The following is a 20958-nucleotide window of genomic DNA, read 5'->3' on the forward strand; positions in this document are numbered from 1 at the left end:
TTTTAATTTATTACCAATTCAAGTCTGGAGAATATCAATGGGCAAAATGATCGGCATCGATTTAGGAACCACCAACTCCTGCGTCGCAGTCCTGGAAAACGGCACCGCGCGGGTTATCGAAAACAGCGAAGGCGCGCGCACCACGCCTTCCATCATCGCCTTCACCGGCGACAACGAAGTATTGGTCGGCCAGTCCGCCAAACGTCAGGCGGTTACCAACCCTGAGAATACTTTGTTCGCGATCAAACGCTTGATCGGCCGCCGCTTTAAAGAAGACGCGGTACAAAAAGACATCAAAATGGTGCCTTACAAAATTATGGAAGCCAACAACGGCGACGCTTGGGTGGAATGCCACGGTAAAAAAATGGCGCCGCCCGAAGTGTCATCGCGGGTGTTGATGAAGCTGAAAAAAGACGCAGAAGCCTTCTTGGGCGAAGAAGTCACCGAAGCGGTTATCACCGTACCGGCTTACTTTAACGATTCACAACGTCAAGCGACCAAAGACGCCGGCCGCATCGCCGGTCTGGATGTCAAACGCATCATCAACGAGCCGACTGCGGCTGCGCTGGCGTTTGGTATGGACAAACCCAAAGGTGACACCACCATCGCGGTCTATGACTTGGGCGGCGGTACCTTCGATATTTCCATCATCGAAATTGCTGAAATCGAAGGCGAGCACCAGTTCGAAGTATTGGCCACCAACGGTGATACCTTCTTGGGCGGTGAAGACTTTGATTTGCGCATCATCGACTTCCTGGCCGGCGAATTTAAACGCGACAGTGGCATCGATCTGCACAACGATCCATTGGCGTTGCAACGTCTGAAAGAAGCGGCAGAAAAAGCCAAAATTGAATTGTCCTCAGCTGAGCAAACCGACATCAATCTGCCGTACATCACCGCCGACGCATCCGGTCCGAAACATTTGAACGTGAAACTGACCCGCGCCAAACTGGAGTCGCTGGTTGACGAGTTGATCGAAAGAACCAAAGGCCCTTGCTTGCAAGCGATTAAGGACGCCGGTATTTCGACTTCTAAAATCAACGACGTAATTCTGGTGGGCGGTCAAACCCGCATGCCGAAAGTGCAAGCCTTCGTCAAAGAACTGTTCGGTAAAGAGCCGCGTAAAGACGTTAACCCTGATGAAGCGGTAGCCTTGGGTGCGGCGATTCAAGCCGGCGTATTGGGCGGCGATGTTAAAGACGTATTGTTGTTGGACGTAACACCACTGTCTTTGGGTATCGAAACCCTTGGCGGCGTGATGACCAAATTGATCGAGAAAAACACCACGATCCCGACCAATGCTTCGCAAACCTTCTCGACTGCGGACGACAATCAAACCGCGGTGACCGTGCATGTATTGCAAGGCGAACGGGAAGTGGCTGCCGGTAATAAATCCTTGGGTCGTTTTGACTTGCAGGACATTCCGCCGGCACCACGCGGTATTCCGCAAATCGAAGTGTCGTTCGACATCGACGCCAACGGTATCTTGAACGTATCGGCGAAAGACAAAGCCACCGGCAAAAAACAATCCATTGTGATTAAAGCCTCCAGCGGTTTGTCGGACGACGAAGTCGAACGCATGATCAAGGACGCCGAAGCGCACGCGGACGAAGACCGCAAACTGAAAGAACTGGTGTCCGCGCGTAACTCCGCTGAAGGCATGATTCACGCCACCGAAAAGTCGCTGAAAGAACTGGGCGATCAAGTAGCCGGCGACGAAAAATCGGCCATCGAATCGGCGATCAAAGACCTGCAAGCAGTGCTCAAATCCGACGACAAAGATGCAATTGAAGCCAAAACCCATGCCTTGACCGAGTTGTCCGGCAAATTGGCGGAGCGCGTTTACGCACAGAAAGGTGCGGAAGGCGGTGCTGAGGGCGGTCATGCCGCAGGCGCGGCGGAAGCTGCCGCGGAGCATGACCACAACGTGGTCGATGCGGAATTTGAAGAAGTTAAGGACGATAAGAAATAAGGTGTAGGGCGGATGGCTGTCAGTCAAGCCATAAGTTGTAAACATAAGCGGAATGCTTAGTAGCTTCCGCTTTATGTGTGTACCAATATAACTGAATATTAACGAAATGAATTCAGAAGTTGAAATCAATGGAAGATTGGAAAAATGTGAGTTTATTTTTTCCAGGAAATCGCCGATTGCAATAACTGGCCCGGGTGGACCGGAGTCTTGGCAACAGAATAATTACGATGCGAGAGTCATTTCGCCAAATGTAAGAGCCCCTGGGAAATACACTATTTATCACAACGGAAAGCGCTTGGTTTTCGAGGCCGTACGACCTTATATACCCGATGGAATGTTAGGTTATGTTTTGGAGTCGACAGACTAGTCCGGTAGGGCGCAATAACCAACGGGCATTGCGCCGTATTAAGCCCTCTTAGGTCAGATTAGTCATGTAGGGTACTCACACCGCGGACCTTTTGCAAACGATGGGCTTCCTGGCGTCAGCCCATCCTACATTGAATAAACCGAATTCGGCAGAAATACAGGCAAGACCGGCAATGCCAAAACTATACGAATATTTCGGTTTAATTGTGATGTTTTATGCCAATGAACACGAACCCGTTCATGTTCACGGCAAATGTCAGGGGCGGGAAGCGAAGGCCGAAATTATTCTGGTAGTTTTGTAGGGTACGCACCGCGTACCTTTTTGACTGTCGGTTGCGAACGAAGGGTTTTGTGACGTCTCGACAATCGAAAGTGAAGCCTGCGTAGGTCCGTTACGCTATCGCTAATCGGAGCTACCTTGATTCCAAATTGGTTGGTATAAATCGATTCGGTGAGAACGCATTTACACGAGGTTGGATGAATCGAAGTATTAATATTTTTAGTGACGTAGGATACGCACCGCGTACTTTTTTGTTTTTGCGAGGTAGATATGCAAACTGCTGTTACGGAAGTCAAAGAATTATTGAATAGGCTGCCCGAAGAAAGCAGTTATGAAGATATTCAATACCATTTGTATGTCATCGCTAAAATCCAACAGGGAATAACTAGGGCAGAAACCGAAGGCGTTATCCCTCATGACGAAGTCGAAAAGCAGTTTGAAAAATGGCTCGAAGATTAAGCTGGTCTCCGGAAGCTATCGAAGATTTAAATTCTATTAGAGACTATATAGCCAGGGATTCCTTGTTTTATGCCCGTTCGGTTGTCCGTAAGGTATTGGGTACTGCAAAGCGAATTCCAGCGGCAGTGGAAACAGGCAGAATTGTGCCTGAAGTTGGCGATAAAAATATCAGAGAACGGTTTGTATACAGCTATCGGCTGGTTTATAAGATTGATGAAATGCAAATTACCGTCGTCGCTGTGATTCATGGTAAACGATTGTTGGAAAATATCTCTGAACGTTTTAACTGATTGAATAATGTTCAATAAAAAGTAATAAAAACTCACTAATTAAAATGGCCGCAAAAGAAGATTTTTACAAACTGCTGGAACTGGATCGCAACGCGAGCGAAGCCGAAATCAAGAAGAGCTATCGCAAGATGGCGATGAAATTTCATCCCGACAGAAACAAGGATAATCCGGAAGAAGCAGAGAAGAAATTCAAGCTGGTTAAGGAAGCATACGAGATTTTATCCGACCCAAAAAAACGCGCGGCTTATGATCAATTTGGCCATGCTGGCGTCGATTCTTCGATGGGTGGTGGTCGAGGCGGCTTCAGTGGCGCGGAAAACTTTAGCGATATCTTCGGGGATGTGTTCGGCGATATTTTCGGTGGCGGTCGGCAGCAGCGCAGCAGTGTGCAACGCGGCGCCGATTTGCGTTACAACCTGGAACTGACTCTGGAAGAAGCGGTTGGCGGGACCGAAGCCACAGTCAAGGTACCGGTATTGGTGGCTTGCACCGAGTGTAACGGCAGCGGCGCTAAAAAAGGTAGCAGCCCGGTCACCTGTAACACCTGTCATGGTCACGGCCAAGTCAGGATGCAACAAGGCTTTTTCTCGGTGCAACAAACCTGTCCGACCTGCCGCGGTACTGGCAAGCAGATCAAGGATCCTTGTCCAAAATGCTATGGTCAAGGCCGCGTGCAGGAAACCAAAACCCTCAACGTCAAAGTGCCGGCCGGCGTGGATACCGGCGACCGGATTCGTTTGGCCGGCGAGGGCGAGGCGGGTGCGAACGGTGGACCAGCCGGGGACTTATATGTACAAGTGCAGGTCAAGGATCATCCTATCTTCACCCGCGACGGTGCCAATTTGTATTGCGAAGTGCCGATCAGTTTCCCGATGGCCTGTTTGGGTGGCGAACTTGAAGTACCTACGCTGGACGGCAAGGTCATGTTGAAAATTCCGCCGGAAACCCAAACCGGACGCATGTTCCGTTTGCGCGGCAAAGGTGTGAAGCCGGTTAGGGGCGGCGCGGTCGGTGATTTGTTGTGCAAGGTGCAACTGGAAACCCCGGTACATCTGACCAAAGATCAAAAAGCCATGATCGAGAAGTTGGGCGAATCCTTATCCGGCGGCGGCAAACACCACAGTCCGCAAGAGCATGGCTGGATGGATGGCGTGAAAAACTTCTTCGACAAATTAACAGGGTAAGCCATGGTGCGGATCGCGATAGTGGGCGCTTCCGGGCGCATGGGTCTGTGCTTGCTCAAAGCCGCGCTGGCGGCGGAAAATGCTGAGTTGACGGTAGCGGTATCCCGCCCCGATAGCTTGGCACTGGGCAAGGATGCCGGCGAACTGGCCGGTGTGTCAGCGGCAGGTATTAAAGTCTGCGACGACTTGGCTGCTCTGACTAATAAATTTGACGTATTGATCGACTTCACCCGGCCCGATGCGTCGATGGATTACGTCGAAATCTGTCGGCAGGCCGGCAAAAAAATAGTGATAGGGACGACCGGCTATAGCGAGGCGCAAAAAGCCGCGATTGCTGAGGCTGCCCAGGATGTGGCAATAGTCATCGCACCCAATTTCAGCGTCGGCGTCAATCTGTCCTTAAAGTTGCTGGAAATGACCGCCAAGGTGATGGGTGATTACACCGACATCGAAGTAATTGAGGCACATCACCGCCACAAGGTCGATGCGCCGTCCGGTACCGCGTTGCGGATGGGCGAGGTAGTTGCCGCAGCCTTGGGGCGCGATTTGAAAGACTGTGCCATCTATGGCCGCGAAGGCGATACCGGCGCTCGCGACCGCAAAACCATCGGCTTTTCCACTATCCGGGCCGGCGATATAGTCGGTGAGCATACCGTGATGTTTGCCGATGAAGGTGAACGAGTGGAAATTACCCATAAAGCCACCAGCCGTATGACCTTCGCCAATGGCGCGGTAAGAGCCGCGGCTTGGTTGGCGGACAAACAAAGCGGCCTGTTCGATATGCAGGATGTGTTGGGTCTGAAAGGCTGATCAGGTCTTAAACATTGTCTGCACGCCGCTGAATCAGCTAAGACTTATATTCGTAGAGGCGTTACCTCGCCAGTCAGTTTATAATGCCGGTAATCCGCGATAACCTGAGCGTGATCGAAAGCCAGCAGGCTGGGCAGATTGTCGAAGTTGAATAAACCAAAGTTTTTAGCATCGTCGGCCGCCATCGGTGTGCCATGCGCTTGCGCCAGGTAGACAGCGGTGACGGTGTGGTTGCGTGGGTCGCGTTGTGGATTGGAGTAAAGGCCCAGCAGTACGGTTAGTTGTGCATCCAGACAGGTTTCTTCCTTAGCTTCGCGGATGGCCGCGTGCTCAATCGTTTCGCCGACATCGACAAACCCGCCGGGTACTGCCCAGCCATAGGGTGGATATTTTCGCTCTATCAACACGAAGGGACGCTGGGGATGGTCGATCAGTTCGATCAAAATATCGGCGGCTAACAAGGGGGTGACGGGCTTTGCCATGGCATTCCTGAAAATGATGAGTTTTAGTGCATTGAAAATAGGCGTGTTCTGCTAAATTTAACCATGTTTTCAAGCGTTGCTGAAATTCTCGATGTTTTTTCCTCGACCAATTAATCATGAATTAATCGGCTTTTCATATCATCCCAGCCGCTTTACACGGCGCTATTAAAGTCGAATCAAATTTCCAAGAATCAAAACATGAATGAGTTTATTCCCGGCCAACGCTGGATTAGTAATACCGAATCGGAACTCGGTTTGGGTATGGTCATAGACACCGAGTTTAACCGTGTCACCGTGCTATTTTTAGCGACCGGCGACCGCCGGGTTTACGCCAGAGATAACGCGCCGTTGACCCGGGTGCAGTTCAACGAAGGCGACGTGATCGAATCGGCGGATTACGCCAAGATTAGCGTGCAACAGGTGCAACAACACAATGGTTTGTTGACTTACATCGGTATCGATGAAGACGGTCAGCTGCAACAAATTGATGAGATGGAGCTTAACCATCATATTCAGTTCAACAAACCGCAAGATCGTTTGTTTACTGGGCAATTCGACCCGACGGCCTGGTTTTTATTGCGTTACGAAACCTGGCGGCGCCAGCAACAGCATCAGCAAGCCGCGACCAAAGGTTTGCAGGGTGCGCGGGCTTCGCTGATTCCGCATCAGCTGTATATCGCCCATCAAGCCGCCAGCCGCGCCTTGCCGCGCATTATGCTGGCCGACGAAGTGGGTTTGGGTAAAACCATCGAAGCCGGTTTAATCATCCAACATCGCTTGATTAACGGCTTAAGCAAGCGGGTGTTGATTTTGGTACCGGAAAGTCTGTTGCATCAATGGTTGGTGGAGATGCTGCGCCGCTTCAATCTGCGCTTCAGCATTTTCGACGAAAGCCGTTGCTTTGCCAGCCCCGACGAGAACCCGTTTCTCAGCGAGCAATTAGTGCTGTGTAGCCAGCGCTTCTTTGCCGATTCTCCGCATCGCCAGCAACAAGCTTTGGATGCAGGTTGGGATCTGGTGGTGGTTGACGAAGCGCATCATCTGGAGTGGAGCGAAGACGCACCCAGTGCCGACTATTTATTTGTCGAGCAATTGGCATTGGCATCTCCCGGCCTGATTCTGTTGACCGCTACGCCCGAGCAATTAGGTAAGGAAAGTCATTTTGCGCGTTTGCGCTTGCTCGATCCGGATCGTTTTTACCGTTTTGAAGAATTCCTGCGCGAAGAAAGCCAGTTTGAGCCGGTAGCCAGACTTGCCAATTTGCTGATTTCCGGCGAAGCGCTGGATGCCGAACAGCAGGAGCAATTGAAAGTTTTATTAAAACAGGACAATGTCGACAAACTGCTGCAACAGGTTAACGACAGCGAAGCGAATGCACGGGAAGAGTTGATCAAGTTGTTGCTCGATCATCATGGCACCGGCCGGATTTTGTTCAGAAACTCTCGACAAACCGTGCAGGGTTTTCCGGATCGTCAGCGCCATGCTTATCCGCTGCAAGGTGAAGACACGACGGACTTAGCCAACAGCCCTTATCTGCATTGGCTGGTTGCGCAGTTGAAGGCCTTGGGCGACGAAAAGGCCTTATTAATCTGCAAACGTGCGGAAACCGCGATCCAGCTGGAGCAATTGTTACGGCAGCACGTCGGGCATACCGCCGCGGTGTTTCATGAAGGCATGAGTATCGTCGAGCGGGATAGGGCGGCGGCATTTTTCGCCGACGAAGAGAGCCGGGCGCAAGTGTTGATTTGTTCCGAGATCGGCAGTGAAGGGCGCAATTTTCAATTCGTGCGCCATCTGTTTTTGTTTGACCTGCCGGAAAATCCGGATTTGTTGCAGCAGCGTATCGGTCGTCTGGATCGAATCGGCCAAAAGCATGTGATTCAAATTCATATCCCTTATCTGCTAGATAGTACTCAGCACGTATTATTCCGTTGGTACGACGAGGGCCTGGACGCATTCCGGCATAATTGTTCGGGTGCCGCACAAGTCTTGAAGTTGCTAGGCGATGCTCGTGACAGTGCATTGCTCAGCCGCGATGCGGCGGCAGTCGAGGCTTTGATCGCCAAGACCAAGGCTCTGAACAGTCAGGTTGAAGAGGAATTGCATAAAGGCCGCGATTTGCTGTTGGAGCTAAATTCTTGCCGGCCGCAAGAAGCCGCGCGCCTCGTGGAAGAGATCAGTGCCGGCGAACGCGACGGTAGTTTGTGGCCGTTTATGGAAGCGATGTTCGACTGTTATGGCGTCGATGTTGAAGACCATTCGCGCGATTGTCATATCCTCTGGCCCAGCGAAAATCTGCGCATCGCCCATTTTCCGATGCTGCAAGACGACGGCCTGACGGTAACGATCAACCGAGACATCGCGCTGGCCAGGGAAGACATGCAGTTTTTGACCGCCGAGCATCCCATGGTATTGTCGGCCATGGATTTGGTGTTATCCAGCGAGACCGGCAATGCCGCGGTCAGCGTGGTCAAACATCCGCAACTCAAAGCCGGCCAATTCCTGTTGGAGTTGTTGTTTGTTGCCGAATGCAGTGCGCCCGCCGAATTGCAAATCGGCCGATTTTTACCGCACACGCCGCTGCGCGTTTTGGTCGATCAAAATAAAAAGGATCTAACGGCTGTTATTAGCCACGACAGCTTAGTGGAGACCGGCGATAGCTTCGATAAGGCGCAAATCAGCCAGTTTTTGAACAGCCAACGTCAGCATATTCAGGATATGATCAAAGTCGCGGAGCAGTTGGCGGGTGCGCAAATGCAGAAGTTGATAGCGGAAAGCAGTAATCTGATGATAGCCACGCTAACCGGGGAAATCAAACGACTGGTGCGGCTGAAAAAGATCAATCCCGGCATCAAGGAGCAGGAAATAGAGCAACTCAAGGAGATGACCATGCTCTCGCACGAAAGTATACAGGAAACTCAGTTGCGGCTGGATGCGGTGCGGTTTGTGATTACCAGCTAACTTGCCGACAGCGATTTACGGCGAGCAGGTGCCGTTTTGTGCCGGGATGACGATTAAGCGGTTTTGATCAGCACGGTGGTGTCGTCCAGTTCCACGCATTCAAACATCAGATCGTCGATAGAACCTTCCACGTGGTCTACGTAGTGTAAGCCGCATTCCGAATCGACATGTTGATGTTTCAGAATGCCGTGTACACTGAACGGCGTTCCCGATTCAGGCAATACCATGGTGATTTTAACTTTGCCGGCAACATCGGGACTGATGGGGTCTTGAAGCTTAACCCGGATGCCGCTATAGCTGATGTCCAGAATTTCCGCATTCAGCGAAATTTCCCGGGGTGTTCTGCTATTGAAAATAATGCCGGCCTGCAGGCCTCTAGGTTTTACTCTACGGTGAATTCGTTTTTCGAAACTCATGTGTTGTGGCCTCTGCTGAAGAATTGCGGTAATGCTATTGAGGATTTAGTGTAGGTGCAAAGTCAGTTTTTGCTACTGTGGCGTGCCCATCATGCCATATCTTTTCTATTCATACACCCGTTAATTGCGGGCATAAAATAAGGTTTTTGCATGTTATTTTCAGAATTGGGTTTGTCCGAGCAGCTTCTTAAAGCGGTTGCCGAGCAAGGCTATGAAACTCCCACACCGATTCAGGCGCAGGCTATTCCGGTCATTTTGCAAGGCCGCGATGTGCTGGCCGGCGCGCAAACCGGCACAGGTAAAACTGCCGGATTTACCTTGCCTTTGCTGCAGTTGTTGCAAGGACAACCGGTTCCGCAAAAGCCGCGGCCGGTTCGGGTATTGATCTTAACGCCGACCCGCGAATTGGCGATGCAGGTTTATGAAAGCGTCAGAACCTATGGCAAGCATTTACCTTTTTTTGCCGAGGCGATTTTTGGCGGCGTCAGTATCAACCCGCAGATTCAGAAGATCCAGCGCGGCACCGATATTGTCGTCGCCACGCCCGGGCGTTTGCTGGATTTGATTCAGCAACAACATCTGAATTTGTCGAAGGTTGAGCATTTTGTGCTCGACGAAGCCGACCGAATGCTGGATATGGGCTTTATCCGCGATATTCGTCGAATCATCGCGTTGTTGCCGAGTAAGCGCCAGAACCTGCTGTTTTCCGCGACCTATGCCCCGGAAATTAGCGCACTGGCCGAACAAATACTCACCGATCCAGTTGAAATCGCTGTCGCAAAACGTAATGCCGCCGCCGATACCGTCTCGCAGTTGGTCTACGGCATTCAGCGCGAATATAAACGCGAATTGCTGTCCTACCTGATAGGCAACGGCCATTGGCAGCAGGTGTTGGTGTTCGTCCGCACCAAGCATGGCGCGGATCGTTTGGCCAAGCAGTTGATCAAGGATGGCATCCGTTGCGCGGCCTTGCACGGAGATAAAAGCCAGGGGGCCAGGGTGAGGGCGCTTGAAGATTTTAAAAGCGGTTCCATTACCGCGTTGATTGCCACCGACATTGCCGCGCGCGGCCTGGACATCGATCAATTACCGCATGTGGTGAACTTCGATTTGCCGCAAGTTGCGGAAGATTATGTGCATCGTATCGGCCGTACCGGCCGAGCTGGCGCTGAAGGGCAGGCAATTTCGCTGGTTGATCCGGAAGAGGCGTACTTGTTGGCTGCCATCGAAAAACTGTTGAAAAGGCAGATTCCGCGAGTCGACGATACCGGCTATCCGAGGGTATCTTTGGCTGTGACCAATAGCAAGCCGCAGCCGAAACCGGCTCAGCCGCACAAGCCGGCGGCCAGACGGCCGCATAATGGCCGGGCAGGGGAGTCGGCTAAACGAGCGCCGAATTCGCGCAAACCGCGTGCGCAAACGGCCAAGCCCCGCAAATCAATTTGATTTGTCGTGACCGGTCATGGGCACGGCATTCGTCTCTCCCCGAATGCCGGTTTATTCCGCGACCGGCTCTGCGAACATATGGATTGCCAGCCATATCGACTCAATGTCCGGATGGGTCCAATCCACCCTATGCCGGCAATGCGCTGGAATCAGCAGATAGTCGCCGGGCTTAAGATCGACTGGTGCGGATTGGGCAAATGTCAGTCTGGCTTCGCCTTGTAACAATATTACCCACTCGTCCTGATTTTGATCGTACCACTCGTTTTCGGGGCTGCAATGACCCTTGGAAACGATGCGTTCAATGCGAATAGTAGGCTTGCTAAACAAGGTTTGGCATAATTCTATTGGCAACTGAGCTGGAATGTCTGTAAAAATGCACGAACTGCTAATGTTCATAAAAGCGGGTACATAATAAAAAATTGGGGGAGGGGAATGAAAATGAATAATACGTCTTTTACTGCGTTAATGGCGGTGGTTATCGATAAGCTACCGGGGATTATGCAACTGTCGCAACGCAGTTGCGATACTGCTAAATGCGTGGACTTTTTGGCGCCGATGTTGCTGCGGCTGTATTTGGCGCCGGTATTTTGGATGGCGGGTACCAAAAAATTTGCCAATTTTTCCGACACGGCCGAGTGGTTTGGTAATGCTGAATGGGGCTTGGGTTTGCCGGCGCCGTATGTGTTGGTGTTTCTGGTCGCGCTATTTGAAATCGTCGGCGCCTTGTTTTTACTGTTAGGTTTTGCCACCCGGCCTATCACTTTGCCATTGATGATCATCATGGTGGTCGCAGCGGTCAGCGCGCATCTCCAAAACGGCTGGTTGGCCATTGCGGCCGGTAGCGGCATTTTTGCCACCGAGCGCACGATAGGCGCGATTGAGCGACTGGAGCGGGCCAAGGAAATTTTACAGGTGCAGGGCGACTATCAATGGCTGACCGAGAACGGCGCCTTGGTGATACTGAATAACGGGATAGAGTTTGCCGCCACCTATTTCGTCATGTTGTTGGCTTTGTTTTTCCTGGGCGGCGGCCGGTTTGTCAGTGTGGATTACTGGCTGGCGCGCAAGTATTTGCCTGAACTAACACCCAGGGCCTGACCACCACAGCCCACACCGAACTGTTGGCACTGATCCATTCGCCGGCCTGTCGATCCGAAACATGACCGATTAGGCCGGCTTCCAGCCATTGCTCAACTTGCGCCTTGTTGTCGCGCGAGAACTGATAAGCCACTTCTACCAGATCCAGATCCTTTGCAACCGAGATTGCCAGGCCGGCCGCGAAAAATCGTTGCAACTCGGCCCAGGGAATGGACGAGGTTTCCAAATTCACCTTGGCTTTTTCCAGATCGGGGAGAGAGTCGTTCATTAACATTTTCCGGTTGGGATGTTGTAGTATGCCCAGCTATTTTATCGTAACCCGGTTTATAAAACAGAAGTGAGGATTCATCGATGTCGCTATTGAGTTCATTTAAAAAGCGTTCCACCCTGGACGCGGCGATCAAGCAAGTTGCCCAGGCCCGTAAAAGCGAAGGCAGCAAAGCCGAGCAACTATACAAGGGTGCGTATCAAGGCTTTGCTAATGTCATCGCCGACCATTTGATTGTTTCCGAAGCGCTGTATCACTGGGGTTTTGGTTTATTGCACGAGGCCCGGACTCAGGAGCCGAAAGCCGCTATTGAAATTTACGAAGACGCCATTTCCAAGTTTTCTTTTTGCTTGCTGATTTCGCCTAACTATTTAGGGGCGGCGATAGACGGCGGCGTAGCGTTTATGGAATTGGCTCGCATTAGCTCGGAAGCAGCCAAACCCGATCTATACGAGTTGGCGGAAGATTTTTTCGAAAAGGCCTGTGCTATTCAAAAAGGCAGTGCGGCTTATAATTTGGCCTGCGTTTATGCGTTGCGCGGCGATAACGATGCCTGCTTGGCTGCGTTGCAAACCGCCAGGGACTTTGGCAGTTTGCCCGACGAACAAAATATATTGCAAGACGACGATATGGCCGGCGTGATTAATGCCCCTTGGTTCAAGGCGTTTATGGAGGAGGTACGCGCTATGCCGGCCCCGGAAAAAACCAAACTCAAGGATATTGAAATCAATGTCGAGCCGGGCTTCAAGATAGAGAAAAAAGAGGATTTTGATTACTACTCATAAGTTATTAGGCCATTCAAACTTGAATACCCTTGCGGGCCAAGGCCTAGCGGGGTTTTAGGTCTGAATGAGCCAGATTGACCATCTGCGCGGTTTTCCATATAGCCAATCCGTTTTTGTCCGCGGATAGGGGATGAAAGCAAGCTATTTGATGCACGTTGGCATTAATCGGGTTTTTCCGTCCAGGTTGTTTGTTGTACCGGCAAGATGAACCTTGCTATGTCTTTCAGGATTTAGCTGATAGCGAATGCGCTTTGGTTTCCATGGCAGGCTTGGCGTCGCCGACATCCTTGTAGCGCTGAGCGGTTTCATCGAATGCCTCGGCGATAGCCAAAAAGGCATCGGTGACATCCGGATCGAAGTGCGTTCCCCGGCCTTTAGCGATCAGCCGCACCGCTTCTTCGTGGGGATACGCTTCTTTATAAACCCGTTTGCTGATCAGAGCGTCGTAAACGTCGGCGACTGCCATCAAACGGGCGCTCAGCGGGATTTGCTCTCCGGAAAGCCCTTGCGGATAACCGGCGCCATCCCACCTTTCATGGTGGCAATAAGCGATCTCCACCGCGTAATTTAAAAATGACCAGTCGCTGTCGCCAAAATCCCGCGCCGCCGACAAGATGGCAGACCTTCCCTCCGCGCAGTGCGTTTTCATAATCGTCCATTCATCCGGTGATAGTTTTCCCGGCTTAAGCAGTATCGCATCGGGAATGGCAACCTTGCCGATGTCGTGCAGAGGCGCGGATTTAAACAACAGTTCGATGTCGCCATCGGTGAGACTATAGCGAGCATTGGTGCGCAACCGTTCGGCCAACAACTGCACGTATCGTTGGGTACGGCGTATATGGTTGCCGGTCTCGTTGTCCCTGACCTCCGCCAAGGCACAAAAAGCCGCGATGATGGAGCTTTGCGCGGCGATCAGCTGCCGATCTTTGCGGAACAACTCTGCCGTGCGCTCGGCCACCAATTGCTCAAGATTGTCGTTATGCTGTTTCAGCTCGCGCCTGGTGGTGGCCAGGGCCAGATGATTACGGACCCGGGCCAACACCACCGGCGCGGATGCCGGTTTGTGAATAAAATCCTCGGCGCCCAGTGACAGACCGCACTCCTCGTCCACGGCGCTATCCAAGCTGGTCAGAAAAATCACCGGAATATCACGAGTCGCGAGGTTGGCTTTAAGTTGCTTACAAACCTCGAAGCCGTCGATACCCGGCATGACGACATCCAGTAATATCAGGTCCGGCGCGTCGCGGCCGATCAGCGCCAAAGCCTCGGAGCCATCGCTGGCAAAGCGGGTGCTGTATCCCTTGCCCAAGATGTTGCTCAACACCTCGATGTTATTTAAGGAGTCGTCTACGATCAGTATTTTCGGTCGTTTATCTTGGCTATTCATGGTCTGTCCAGCTATTGCCCTCTAAGAGTTTCTCTAATGCAATCAATGCTGCATCGTAGCGCAATTCTTGTGTCGCTTGCGCAATTTCCGCAAATTCCAAGGCGAGTTCATGATCGCCTATCTTGTGGGCGAGATCGGTGACCGAATACCGGGCATCCAGATTCTTAGTTTTCAATTGGCGAAGCAATTTCTGTAGGTCGGGCAGCAGATTGGCATGTTTAAACTGTTTTTCTGAATTAACCGATAAGGCAAGCCGCCTATCGTCAGCATCTTCTAAGGATTGACTCAATAACAGGAGTGCCGCCTCGCATTCCTGTGCAAGTAGTTCCGTTTGCGCCGTCAAATTCCTCTCCTCTCCGCCTTTGAGCATGCGGCACAGTCGGTCGGCCGAGGCTTGAAGCGCGCCGAGGCCTAAATTGCCGGCCTCGCCTTTCAGGCTGTGAGCGAGTAAAAACAGTTGCTCCGAATCGCCATCGGCAAGCCGTTGGTGCAATAGCGTTGCAGCGTTCCGATGCTGCTCGGCAAACGCCAGCAATAGGCGCCGGTAAAGGGCGGTGTTGCCTCCCAGCCGGGCCAAAGCCGCTTGCACCGCCACGCCTGGCAGATTGCTCTCGAGTTGGGCAATCGCCTTGGTATCCGGGCGAATGTCGGCAGCTTTTTCCTGCTGCGCCGTAGCGGGTTTGGGCTTGATCCACCTCGCCAGCGCATTAGCGAGATCTTCCGGTTCGACCGGCTTGGCGATGTGGTCATTCATGCCGGCCGCTACGCAGGCCTCTTTATCCTGATTCATCGCCGCCGCAGTCATGGCAATGATGGGCAATTCCTTTAACGCCGGCAATTGGCGAATCTTGCGGGTGGCCTCCAGACCATCCAGCACCGGCATATGCAGGTCCATCAACACCGCATCGAAATGGGATTTCTCCAGGCATGCCAAGGCCTCCAGGCCATTGTTGGCAGTCGTGACCGCCAAGCCGCCTTTAATCAGAAATTCCTGTGCCACCTGTTGATTGAGTTGATTATCCTCGACCAGCAAAATCCGCGCGCCGCGGATAGCTGCCAGCGTGGTTCGGGTGGCGTTGAATACTTCGGCGGCGGGAACAGGCTGGCTGGTTTCGTTTCGTTGCAGTTGGATCAGGGTGTTGAGCAGGCTGGAGGGTGTGACCGGCTTGGCGATGATCGCGTCCACTGGAATGTTGCCGGCCGACTTGGCCAGCGCCTCGCGCTCATAAGCTGTGATCATGATGGATATTGGCGGCCGGCTGTTATGCTCGTCATGGGCTATGGTCTCGGCTAGTTCCAGACCGTTCATGCCGGGCATTTTCCAATCCAATAACAACAGCTCAAAGGGTTTTCCGCATCGCGCCGCTTCGGCGAACAAGCGTAAACCTGTTTCGCCCGAATCAGCCGTCGCCACTTCGAATTGCCAACTTTCCAAAATCGAGCGCAGTATCGTCAGTGAAGTTTCCTGATCGTCGACCACCAGGGTGTGCATGGGGCATAAACCCTGCAAACGCCAGCCCTGTGTCTGCTCGCTGGACGAAACGCCGGCCGGCAGGCCTAGTCTAACCGTAAAGGCAAAGGTACTGCCGGATTCGGGTTCGCTCTCCAGGGTGATTTCTCCCGCCATCAATTCCACCAGGCGTTTCGAGATCGTTAGCCCCAAGCCGGTGCCGCCGAATTTGCGGGTGATGCCGGCGTCGGCCTGCGCGAAAGGCTGAAACAGTTGGCCGGCTTGTTCGGCCGTGATGCCGATGCCGGTATCTCTTACCGCAAAACGCAGGCGTATGGCATTGTCCGTTCTTTCCTGAGTCTCGACGCGAAGGTGGACTTCGCCTTGATGGGTGAATTTAATGGCGTTGCCGACCAGGTTGTTAATGATTTGGCTGAGGCGGAGCGGATCACCCTGCAATTGATCGGGCACATCCTGTGCTATATCGATGAACAGCTCTAGGCCTTTTTCATCGGCACGGATGGAGAACAAGTCTGCCGTCGCCCGCAGTATGTCTTCCAAGCTGAATTCGATGGCCTCAATGTCTATGCGCCCGGCTTCGATTTTTGAGTAATCGAGAATGTCATTCAGAATACCCAGCAAGGCTCGCGATGAATTCAATACCTTGCTGAGATAATCGTGTTGCTTCCGGTTCAGCTCGGTATCCAGTGCCAGTTGCGTCAGGCCGATGATGGCGTTCATCGGGGTACGTATCTCGTGGCTCATGTTCGCTAAGAAATCGGATTTGGCCAGATTGGCACTTTCGGCTTGTTTCCTGGCGTCCAACAACTCCGTCGTGCGCTCGTTTACCAGGTGTTCGAGATGATTTTTGTAGTGCTCCAATTCGACTTCGTAGCGTTTGCTGTCGGTGATGTCCATACGTATGCCCAGGATGCGGCTAACCATGCCGTCTTCGCCGCGCTGCACGCAGAACGCTTTAACACTGATCCAGCGATAGCTGCCGTTGGCATGGCGCATCCTGGCTTCGTAACTGTAGGCATTGGCGCGTTTCGACAATACGGCCGCAATTTTTTCGGCGATGCCGGCTCTGTCGTCCGGATGAAGGCGCTCCAGCCATTCGTTACGATCACCGGGGCCGGGTTTTGCTTGATAGCCCAGCATGGTGAAATAAATCGGTGACATCTCGAAACTGTCCTTTTTGACGTCCCAATCGAAAATGCCGATTTGTGCCACATCCATCGTCAAGCGCAGACGCTCTTCCGATGTTTTGAGCTGCTCTTCGACTTGCTTACGTTCGGTAATGTCAAGCGTAAAACCGTTGATCTGTCCGTTTTCTTCATCCAGATAAGCGGACATCGAGAACCATTTGGTTTGCCCGGTTACGAGCACCGCTTGCGCTTCAAAGCCGCGTACCTCTTTATTTGTCTGCAGCAACTGATAAAACAACTTCAATTGATCGAGATCGGCCCACAGCTTCTCGGCCGGCACATAATGTTGCAGAAAAGTATCGACGGAGTCGCAATCCAATTGGCGTGCCAAAGTGAGATTCAGAAAGCTAAACTGACCTGCAAAGTTTCTCTGAAAAATGCCGACCGGTGCATTCTCGATAATGTAGCGGTAATTTCTTTCGTCGTTCTGCCATTTCAAACGGCTGTGCCGCGCAACCAAGGCTAACACTAACGAAGCGATCAAAATGACGAGTCCGGCCGTGCCGTACCAGGCCAAATGTTTCCGCCATTCGGCCAGATAGTCCTGTTCGGCGATGGCGGCCAGCACGTACAAAGGATAATCGCCGACCCGCCGAAAACTATAGAGGCGTTTGACGCCATCGCCAGGGCCGGGCTGTAGATAGGAGCCGTGGGTCATACCCTGGGCGATGTATTGGTGCAGGGGGTGGTTAGGCATGGTTTTGCCTAGATTGGCTTCCAGATGCGGATGGCGTGCCCAAAGCCTCATCTGTTCGTCGCGGAGTAACACCGCACCTTGCTCGCCAAGGTTCAACGTCGCGTAAAAACTTTCGAACGAACTCAATTGCACGATGACGTTAACGTATCCGGCAAAGCCGCCGTCGGGAAAATCGATACGCCGGGTCAGGGAGATATGCCAGATGCCCAGAGTACGCGATATTTCCGGCGGGGAAATGTGTAAGCCAGTCTGGCGATGATCCCTATGAAATTGAAAGCTTTCTTTGTCGGCGACATTGATGGCTGGCTGAGCATCGATAGAACTGTAGATACAATCGCCGTTGGTATTGAATATCTGGATTCCGCCGATCTCGATCACCGCCGCTTGCTGAATATCGTCGGCCTTTTCCTGCAGTAAGGCTTGCATAGCATGGTTTTCAACGGCGTTATCGAATTGGCTGCTGCGCATATCCTCGGGTCGAATATGCCCCTGAATATCTTTCAGAATCAGATCGATTTTTTGTAGGGTGGCCAGCGCATGCCCCTCCAGAACCAGAGCGATATTTGCTGTTTCGATACGCGCGTGTTCTATGTGGTTATCGCGCTCTTGCTGCAGGCTCAAGCCCATCAGCGCCACAAATCCCAAGATACCGACCAAGCCAGCGGCGATTGCCAACCCAAATGCCGATATTCTTGGAAAACGTTGTTTCATGTGCCCACTCCCGGCTATAAATTATCACCTAAATTCGGCAATTGCTAAAAAGCCGAGGACTCAAAGTGAGCCGTTGAGATGGCCGCGCATAAACCGGCGCGAGTCGAGTTCCCTCGTGAACGGCTCTATGCAATCCTGACGTAACAACAATTCGAAAGACTTATTTTGCGCCGCCTTGCCATATCAGAACTCGGCTAATCTTGAAACGAGAAAACCGAACGCATACGGGTAAAGGTTTTCGCTACTGTTGGTAGCAGGCATTGACAATCGCCCGCAATTTTTCCAGACCCAATTCGCGGGTCAGCGCAATATTTCGGTCTGGAATACCCTCCGGGTCGGGATGGCTGGCGACGGCTTTTTCGATGCTGTTTTCGCGAATCAGATGCAGCATGGGGTAGGGGGAACGGTTGGTGTAATTGCTGGGGTCGTTTGTCGGCGTTTGCGCAAAGCAATAGTCCGGGTGAAAACTAGCCAATTGGTAGATGCCTTCGTAGCCTTGATCAATCAGCAATTGCTCCGCGATAGCCAGCAAATCCAGGAAATCTTCGAAGTCGGCAAACGCCTCATTAAATATCAGCAAGGTGGTTTCGGTGTCGGGCTCGGAATCGAGATGCTCGCACTCGGCAATGACCGCTTCCAGGCTATCCTGAATGCTGTTGCTCGACACGACCTGATAGCGAATACTGCCTTTCTCCTGTTCGCGGCGGGCAAACGGGCAAATATTGTATTCAATAACAAAAGTTTTTAGCCAGGCCTGCGTAGCGGCGATAATCTGTTGGTTAGTCATGGTGATCGAAAAAAATGAAGAAAAGCACTAAACACTGTCTCTGGCTGTTGGCGATATTGCCGGCTTTGCTATCTGCCGAAGTCTATCAATGGACCGATCCGCAAGGTCGCCGCCATTATGCCGATCATGGCAATGAAAACGCCAAAGTCTTAAGCATCGATCCCGGCGTCGCCTCCTATCGGGTAGAAAAGGTGTTCGATGGCGATACTATCTTACTAAGCGACGGCCAGAAAGTCCGTTTTTTGGGGATCAATACCCCGGAGGTTGCCGGCCGTAACAAGTCAGCAGAAGCCGGCGGCGAGCAGGCCAAGGCCTGGTTGAAGCAAAAGTTGGAGCATCAGAAGGTATTCCTGCAAGGCGATGTGGAAAAACAGGACAAATATCAGCGCACTTTGGCTTACGTGTTTACCGAGGACAAGGAGCATATCAATCTGGAATTGGTGAAACGCGGATTGGCCACGGTTAACATTTTTCCGCCGAATTTCAAATATCTCGACAGCTTGTTGGCGGCTCAGCGCAGTGCCGAGCAAGCCAGGCTAGGGATTTGGGGTGAACAGGCCTATGCGCCACTGGCTGCGGAACGGCTAGACGAGAACAATTACCAGGGTTGGAAGCGCTTAACCGGACGCATCCGCGCGCTCAAAAACACAGCGAAACACAGCTACTTGCAACTCTCCGATGCGGTATCTATCAGTGTCGAGCCAATATCGGCCGGCTTGTTTCCGCCGCTGGAAACCTATGTGGGTAAGGATGTGGAAGTGCGGGGGTGGGTGCGGCGCTCGAAACAGCGTTTTGCCGTGCAGCTGCGGCATCCGGCGGACATCGTGTTGCGTTGATGTTGGCAGCCGGGCCGCTTACTCTTCTTCGGCGAATAACGCTTGGATCATTTGCTTTTCCTCGTCGTCGAGGATGTGCTCTGCGGAAAACCAGCGAGTGCGTTGAAACGGGATTTCCCGCTCCGCGTCGCGCAGTCCGGCGCGACGATCAATCTCGCGGCGCTCGGCCCGCCGGCGATCTAAAACCCGCCGGTCTTGTTTTGGCCACAGCACATATTGTTGCTGAACGAAAGCGATCCACTCCGCTGAGTTGAAGGCGAACGGATTAGTCCGGCGTTCTTGCTGACGGCGCGCGCCTCGGCGGCGTGCCGAATCATCGCTAGTCATCATAGTGGCTACCACTGACCTATGCCGCCGCATACACGCATGCTGTAGAGGACAACCGGCGAATTGATGTAAAAAAAATACGACCTAAATAACATTCGACCAAAATAATAAGCTTCTCAAGAAAATCTGAGTATCTAGGTAGGGATTTTAAATGTACCGGCCCAAATGCTCAATCAAACTTAGTTTTCGGATGTCATTTTACTGGACAAAGTTCCCGGTAACCGCAGCAGTTGATCAATCATTACCTGTAATTTGGATGGCGATCCAAAAATCCGGGAGACATTTTTGGCTATGTCTTATTCCGCCGAACAACGCAGGCCTGCAAGCGCTTTTTATTGTTTTGGCGGCTATGGCGCTATGCGCCATTCGCACCTGGACAGCTCAGGGAACAATGTATTGATTAATAGCCGCGAATCGACCAAGCCTTTTTTCATCAGCGCAATCAATGTTTTATTAGTGGATCCAACCGGTACGACAGCCCATTCCTTAGGGCATTTATTCAGCAGATTTATTTGAGCAGTAGTCAGTTTTTCTCTAGCCATCGTTACACCTATTTTCGGATTTGGTATTGCTAACGGGTCTTGTATATGGGGTTTTACTTGACGCCGGCATACGGTAAGTCAAAAAACAGGATTTGTTAAATTAGTAATATTCATCAGCTCTATTAATAACGTGCATTTGGGGCTATCGGCGTTCCGCCGGCATAGAAACAAGGGTAGCGAAGGGCGGGGTAACGGG

General features: G+C 52.1%; 20 protein-coding genes. 12 read left to right on the forward strand and 8 right to left on the reverse strand.

Translation table 11 applies throughout. The annotated features are described in order from the left end of the window. Positions 1 to 37: 37 nt before the first annotated feature. The 6 genes from dnaK (at position 38) to dapB (ending at position 5361) form a co-directional block, all read left to right on the forward strand. On the forward strand, positions 38 to 1972 hold the full coding sequence (gene dnaK / locus ACR02O_RS08815) for a molecular chaperone DnaK (RefSeq protein WP_319963103.1): 1935 nt from the start codon (positions 38 to 40) through the stop codon (positions 1970 to 1972). Positions 1973 to 2547: 575 nt separating this feature from the next. Further along, entirely contained in the window at positions 2548 to 2640 is a 93-nt protein-coding gene (locus ACR02O_RS08820; RefSeq protein ID WP_458139229.1) for a DUF4160 domain-containing protein, read from the forward strand. A gap of 248 nt (positions 2641 to 2888) precedes the next feature. Further along, complete coding sequence (locus ACR02O_RS08825) at positions 2889 to 3077, forward strand: hypothetical protein (RefSeq protein WP_458136921.1); 189 nt, start codon at positions 2889 to 2891, stop codon at positions 3075 to 3077. Next, entirely contained in the window at positions 3062 to 3367 is a 306-nt protein-coding gene (locus ACR02O_RS08830; protein WP_458136922.1) for a type II toxin-antitoxin system RelE/ParE family toxin, read from the forward strand. The genes ACR02O_RS08825 and ACR02O_RS08830 overlap by 16 nt, the downstream gene beginning before the upstream one ends. Before the next feature lie 44 nt (positions 3368 to 3411). After that, positions 3412 to 4551, forward strand: a complete 1140-nt coding sequence (dnaJ, locus tag ACR02O_RS08835) for a molecular chaperone DnaJ (RefSeq protein WP_101054857.1) — start codon at positions 3412 to 3414, stop codon at positions 4549 to 4551. Between the two features lie 3 nt (positions 4552 to 4554). Further along, positions 4555 to 5361, forward strand: coding sequence for a 4-hydroxy-tetrahydrodipicolinate reductase (dapB, locus tag ACR02O_RS08840; RefSeq protein ID WP_458136923.1), 807 nt, complete (start codon positions 4555 to 4557; stop codon positions 5359 to 5361). Between the two features lie 44 nt (positions 5362 to 5405). Here dapB and ACR02O_RS08845 read toward each other — a convergent pair whose 3' ends face one another. Continuing rightward, positions 5406 to 5843, reverse strand: a complete 438-nt coding sequence (locus ACR02O_RS08845; protein ID WP_458136924.1) for an NUDIX domain-containing protein — start codon at positions 5841 to 5843, stop codon at positions 5406 to 5408. Positions 5844 to 6041: 198 nt separating this feature from the next. Between ACR02O_RS08845 and rapA the strand changes: the two genes are divergently transcribed. Continuing rightward, a complete protein-coding gene (rapA, locus tag ACR02O_RS08850) occupies positions 6042 to 8804 on the forward strand; it encodes an RNA polymerase-associated protein RapA (protein WP_101054865.1) in 2763 nt (920 codons plus the stop codon). Between the two features lie 53 nt (positions 8805 to 8857). Here the strand turns inward: rapA and ACR02O_RS08855 are convergent, their stop codons facing one another. Beyond that, the gene (locus ACR02O_RS08855; RefSeq protein WP_033155569.1) at positions 8858 to 9220 is read right to left on the reverse strand and encodes a PilZ domain-containing protein; all 363 of its coding nucleotides are present in this window, start codon (positions 9218 to 9220) and stop codon (positions 8858 to 8860) included. Positions 9221 to 9370: 150 nt separating this feature from the next. Between ACR02O_RS08855 and ACR02O_RS08860 the strand changes: the two genes are divergently transcribed. Continuing rightward, positions 9371 to 10666, forward strand: a complete 1296-nt coding sequence (locus tag ACR02O_RS08860) for a DEAD/DEAH box helicase (RefSeq protein WP_494523218.1) — start codon at positions 9371 to 9373, stop codon at positions 10664 to 10666. 51 nt (positions 10667 to 10717) lie between these two features. Here the strand turns inward: ACR02O_RS08860 and ACR02O_RS08865 are convergent, their stop codons facing one another. Continuing rightward, positions 10718 to 11062 (reverse strand): cupin domain-containing protein, encoded by a 345-nt coding sequence (locus ACR02O_RS08865; protein ID WP_458136927.1) that lies wholly within the window; start codon positions 11060 to 11062, stop codon positions 10718 to 10720. A gap of 42 nt (positions 11063 to 11104) precedes the next feature. Between ACR02O_RS08865 and ACR02O_RS08870 the strand changes: the two genes are divergently transcribed. Next, positions 11105 to 11764: an HvfX family Cu-binding RiPP maturation protein gene (locus ACR02O_RS08870; RefSeq protein ID WP_494523219.1), complete on the forward strand. Its 660-nt coding sequence runs from the start codon at positions 11105 to 11107 to the stop codon at positions 11762 to 11764. On the opposite strand, the gene ACR02O_RS08875 is transcribed toward ACR02O_RS08870, so the two are convergent. Then, positions 11706 to 12032, reverse strand: coding sequence for a DUF2288 domain-containing protein (locus tag ACR02O_RS08875; RefSeq protein WP_445368359.1), 327 nt, complete (start codon positions 12030 to 12032; stop codon positions 11706 to 11708). The two genes, ACR02O_RS08870 and ACR02O_RS08875, sit on opposite strands and share 59 nt — an antisense overlap. Before the next feature lie 83 nt (positions 12033 to 12115). Between ACR02O_RS08875 and ACR02O_RS08880 the strand changes: the two genes are divergently transcribed. Further along, on the forward strand, positions 12116 to 12817 hold the full coding sequence (locus ACR02O_RS08880; protein WP_494523220.1) for a TPR end-of-group domain-containing protein: 702 nt from the start codon (positions 12116 to 12118) through the stop codon (positions 12815 to 12817). 223 nt (positions 12818 to 13040) lie between these two features. Here the strand turns inward: ACR02O_RS08880 and ACR02O_RS08885 are convergent, their stop codons facing one another. From ACR02O_RS08885 to ACR02O_RS08895, 3 genes are all read right to left on the reverse strand, one after another. Next, complete coding sequence (locus ACR02O_RS08885; RefSeq protein WP_458136929.1) at positions 13041 to 14204, reverse strand: HD domain-containing phosphohydrolase; 1164 nt, start codon at positions 14202 to 14204, stop codon at positions 13041 to 13043. After that, a complete protein-coding gene (locus ACR02O_RS08890; RefSeq protein ID WP_494523221.1) occupies positions 14197 to 18270 on the reverse strand; it encodes a response regulator in 4074 nt (1357 codons plus the stop codon). Before ACR02O_RS08890 ends, ACR02O_RS08885 begins: the two co-directional genes overlap by 8 nt. Before the next feature lie 241 nt (positions 18271 to 18511). Continuing rightward, complete coding sequence (locus tag ACR02O_RS08895) at positions 18512 to 19057, reverse strand: DUF1415 domain-containing protein (protein WP_494523222.1); 546 nt, start codon at positions 19055 to 19057, stop codon at positions 18512 to 18514. A 14-nt stretch (positions 19058 to 19071) separates the two neighbouring features. On the opposite strand from ACR02O_RS08895, the gene ACR02O_RS08900 reads away from it, so the two are divergent. After that, positions 19072 to 19893 (forward strand): thermonuclease family protein, encoded by an 822-nt coding sequence (locus ACR02O_RS08900; protein WP_319962924.1) that lies wholly within the window; start codon positions 19072 to 19074, stop codon positions 19891 to 19893. An 18-nt stretch (positions 19894 to 19911) separates the two neighbouring features. Here the strand turns inward: ACR02O_RS08900 and ACR02O_RS08905 are convergent, their stop codons facing one another. Then, positions 19912 to 20223: a hypothetical protein gene (locus ACR02O_RS08905; RefSeq protein WP_051669669.1), complete on the reverse strand. Its 312-nt coding sequence runs from the start codon at positions 20221 to 20223 to the stop codon at positions 19912 to 19914. A gap of 249 nt (positions 20224 to 20472) precedes the next feature. Here ACR02O_RS08905 and ACR02O_RS08910 point away from each other — a divergent pair, with 249 nt between their 5' ends. Then, entirely contained in the window at positions 20473 to 20736 is a 264-nt protein-coding gene (locus ACR02O_RS08910) for a hypothetical protein (RefSeq protein ID WP_415880250.1), read from the forward strand. Positions 20737 to 20958: the final 222 nt, after the last annotated feature.

This window comes from Methylomonas sp. PHL2-19, from assembly GCF_059331595.1.

Bases quoted from the DNA above. Each gene is read 5' to 3' on its own strand.
- dnaK (WP_319963103.1), top strand. From the start codon at position 38: ATGGGCAAAATGATCGGCATCGATTTAGGAACCACCAACTCCTGCGTC.
- ACR02O_RS08820 (WP_458139229.1), top strand. From the start codon at position 2,548: ATGTTTTATGCCAATGAACACGAACCCGTTCATGTTCACGGCAAATGT.
- ACR02O_RS08825 (WP_458136921.1), top strand. From the start codon at position 2,889: ATGCAAACTGCTGTTACGGAAGTCAAAGAATTATTGAATAGGCTGCCC.
- ACR02O_RS08830 (WP_458136922.1), top strand. From the start codon at position 3,062: ATGGCTCGAAGATTAAGCTGGTCTCCGGAAGCTATCGAAGATTTAAAT.
- dnaJ (WP_101054857.1), top strand. From the start codon at position 3,412: ATGGCCGCAAAAGAAGATTTTTACAAACTGCTGGAACTGGATCGCAAC.
- dapB (WP_458136923.1), top strand. From the start codon at position 4,555: ATGGTGCGGATCGCGATAGTGGGCGCTTCCGGGCGCATGGGTCTGTGC.
- ACR02O_RS08845 (WP_458136924.1), bottom strand. From the start codon at position 5,843: ATGGCAAAGCCCGTCACCCCCTTGTTAGCCGCCGATATTTTGATCGAA.
- rapA (WP_101054865.1), top strand. From the start codon at position 6,042: ATGAATGAGTTTATTCCCGGCCAACGCTGGATTAGTAATACCGAATCG.
- ACR02O_RS08855 (WP_033155569.1), bottom strand. From the start codon at position 9,220: ATGAGTTTCGAAAAACGAATTCACCGTAGAGTAAAACCTAGAGGCCTG.
- ACR02O_RS08860 (WP_494523218.1), top strand. From the start codon at position 9,371: ATGTTATTTTCAGAATTGGGTTTGTCCGAGCAGCTTCTTAAAGCGGTT.
- ACR02O_RS08865 (WP_458136927.1), bottom strand. From the start codon at position 11,062: ATGAACATTAGCAGTTCGTGCATTTTTACAGACATTCCAGCTCAGTTG.
- ACR02O_RS08870 (WP_494523219.1), top strand. From the start codon at position 11,105: ATGAATAATACGTCTTTTACTGCGTTAATGGCGGTGGTTATCGATAAG.
- ACR02O_RS08875 (WP_445368359.1), bottom strand. From the start codon at position 12,032: ATGAACGACTCTCTCCCCGATCTGGAAAAAGCCAAGGTGAATTTGGAA.
- ACR02O_RS08880 (WP_494523220.1), top strand. From the start codon at position 12,116: ATGTCGCTATTGAGTTCATTTAAAAAGCGTTCCACCCTGGACGCGGCG.
- ACR02O_RS08885 (WP_458136929.1), bottom strand. From the start codon at position 14,204: ATGAATAGCCAAGATAAACGACCGAAAATACTGATCGTAGACGACTCC.
- ACR02O_RS08890 (WP_494523221.1), bottom strand. From the start codon at position 18,270: ATGAAACAACGTTTTCCAAGAATATCGGCATTTGGGTTGGCAATCGCC.
- ACR02O_RS08895 (WP_494523222.1), bottom strand. From the start codon at position 19,057: ATGACTAACCAACAGATTATCGCCGCTACGCAGGCCTGGCTAAAAACT.
- ACR02O_RS08900 (WP_319962924.1), top strand. From the start codon at position 19,072: ATGAAGAAAAGCACTAAACACTGTCTCTGGCTGTTGGCGATATTGCCG.
- ACR02O_RS08905 (WP_051669669.1), bottom strand. From the start codon at position 20,223: ATGATGACTAGCGATGATTCGGCACGCCGCCGAGGCGCGCGCCGTCAG.